Raw genomic sequence first — 2,037 nt, 5'->3', positions numbered from 1 at the left:
TCCGAATAGACCTTCTCCGCCGCCTTTTCGCGGATGTGGCAGGTGTTGAGCACAACCAGGTCCGCCTCTTCGCCTTCGGGCGCGGGCGCGATCCCCTGTTCGGCCAGCAGCTCGGCCATCCGCTCGCCGTCATAGACGTTCATCTGACAGCCGAAGCTTTTGACCCTGTAGGTCCGGGGTGGGGTGGCCGGTTTCATGGAGGCGCGGCGCTTACAGGAATTGGGGAAGCGTCGCAATCGCCCTCCCCATTGATGGGGGAGGGATACGGAGGCTTGGCCCGCAGGGCCTAGTCGCAGTTGGGTGGGGGTGATGCTTCCGGTCGCTACAAAATCACCCCCTTCCGAGCTCCGCTAGCTCGCAAGCGAGCAAGCTGCGCTGTCCTTCCCCCATCGATGGGGAAGGGAACCAAAATCAGGTCGGCGGATCGTCTGGCTGCGGTTTGGGGACGTAGCGCACCGCCGCCACCCCATGGACGAATTCCCGCACCGGCTTGCCGAGCGCGGCCACCAGCGCATCCTCGATCCGCCGCCTCGCCTCCGCGCCGATCGCCTTGCGTCCGCGAAAATCCTCGGGCGAGAACGGCTCGAGATAGGTAACCGTCACCGGGAAGCTCCCCGCGCGCGCCAGCACACGCTTCGCATTGTTGAGCCCGGTCTCGTCGCCGACCCAGCCGATCTCCTCGGCCACCGCGCCGTAATCGAGCAGGACCGGCTGGACCAGCACGCCCGGCGGGGGCGGTTCGAGCACGCTCAGCATCGAAGTCTTGAACGGTAGCAGCGAATGGCCGTCGGTGGTGGTGCCTTCGGGGAACACGGTAACCGACCAATTGTCCGACAGCGCCTCCTTCAGCGCATTGACCTGCGCCGCGACGTCGAACCGGGCCTCGCGCTTGACGAAGACCGTGCGGTTGAGCCGCGCGAGCCAGCCGACCACCGGCGTTTCGGCCACTTCCGCCTTGGCCACGAAGGCGGTGCCGCTCGATCCCGACAGCGCCAGGATGTCGAGCCAGGAGACGTGGTTGGCGATGTAGAACACGTCGCGCTTCAAATGGGTGCCCGCGATCCGCACCCGCGCGCCGCAAATCCGCGCGGCCAGCTTCAGGAACAGTTTGGGGAAGGGCGAGCCGTAAGCAAACAGGCGATAGAGGTAATGGAGCGGCAGGAACGCCACCAGCAGCAGCGCCATCGCCAGCGTCCTTGTGACGATCCGGATCCATCCGGCCAGCGTTACGGGGGTTGGATGGCCTGCGGCTGCCCTGGCGCGCAGCTGCGCCCGGTCAGCTTTCGCGGTCGAGCCGGACGCCATATAGCTCCATCCGGTGATCGACCAGGCGATAGCCGAGCTTTTCGGCAATCACCCGCTGGAGCGCTTCGAGCTCGGGATCGACGAATTCGACGACCTTGCCGGTCTCGACATCGATCAGATGGTCGTGATGCGCTTCGGGCGCCGCTTCGTAGCGGGCGCGGCCATCGCCGAAATCGTGCCGGTCGAGGATGCCGGCCTCTTCGAACAGGCGGACCGTCCGGTAGACGGTTGCGATCGAGATCTTGGAATCGATCGCCGATGCGCGTTCGTGCAGCAATTCGACATCGGGATGGTCGGCGCTCTCCGACAAGACGCGCGCAATGATGCGGCGCTGCTCGGTAATTCTGAGGCCGCGCTCATGGCACAATTGCTCAAGGTCGATTGGCTGCGTCAAACTGCACTCCCGAACGAAAACGCCCCACAGGTTTTAGACCTGTGGGGCACTTTTTCAACCGCCAGCGGTGAATCGGGCCTATGCGACCTTTTTCTTGCGGCCGCGCTTCTGGCCGGGCTTGCGGCCCAGGCCGATCTTCTTGGCCAGCTCGCGGCGCTTTTCGGCATAGTTGGGGGCAACCAGCGGATAATCCGCCGGGAGGTTCCAGCGCTGGCGATAGGCGTCGGTGCTGAGCCCGTGATCGGTCGAAAGATGCCGCTTGAGCATCTTCATCTTCTTGCCGCAATCGAGACAGGTGATGCTGTCGGGCTTGATCGAAGAGCGGATCGAAACGGCCG

3 protein-coding genes and 1 pseudogene are annotated in these 2,037 nt (G+C 64.6%); all 4 read right to left on the bottom strand.

The genetic code is table 11. The annotated features are described in order from the left end of the window. A pseudogene (locus AC16XC_RS11460) lies at positions 1 to 197 on the bottom strand (tRNA (N6-isopentenyl adenosine(37)-C2)-methylthiotransferase MiaB); the annotation flags it as partial. 214 nt (positions 198 to 411) lie between these two features. Continuing rightward, a complete protein-coding gene (locus tag AC16XC_RS11455; RefSeq protein ID WP_484034789.1) occupies positions 412 to 1,305 on the bottom strand; it encodes a lysophospholipid acyltransferase family protein in 894 nt (297 codons plus the stop codon). Beyond that, complete coding sequence (locus tag AC16XC_RS11450) at positions 1,277 to 1,699, bottom strand: Fur family transcriptional regulator (RefSeq protein ID WP_484034788.1); 423 nt, start codon at positions 1,697 to 1,699, stop codon at positions 1,277 to 1,279. Before AC16XC_RS11450 ends, AC16XC_RS11455 begins: the two co-directional genes overlap by 29 nt. Positions 1,700 to 1,777: 78 nt before the next feature. Further along, positions 1,778 to 2,037: Ros/MucR family transcriptional regulator (locus tag AC16XC_RS11445; RefSeq protein WP_484034787.1), on the bottom strand; the 260-nt coding region annotated here is incomplete at its 5' end.

The organism is Candidatus Andeanibacterium sp. (assembly GCF_057143545.1).
Note: the sequence above shows the minus strand (reverse complement) of the source record. Positions and strands in the feature narration are given on the sequence as shown.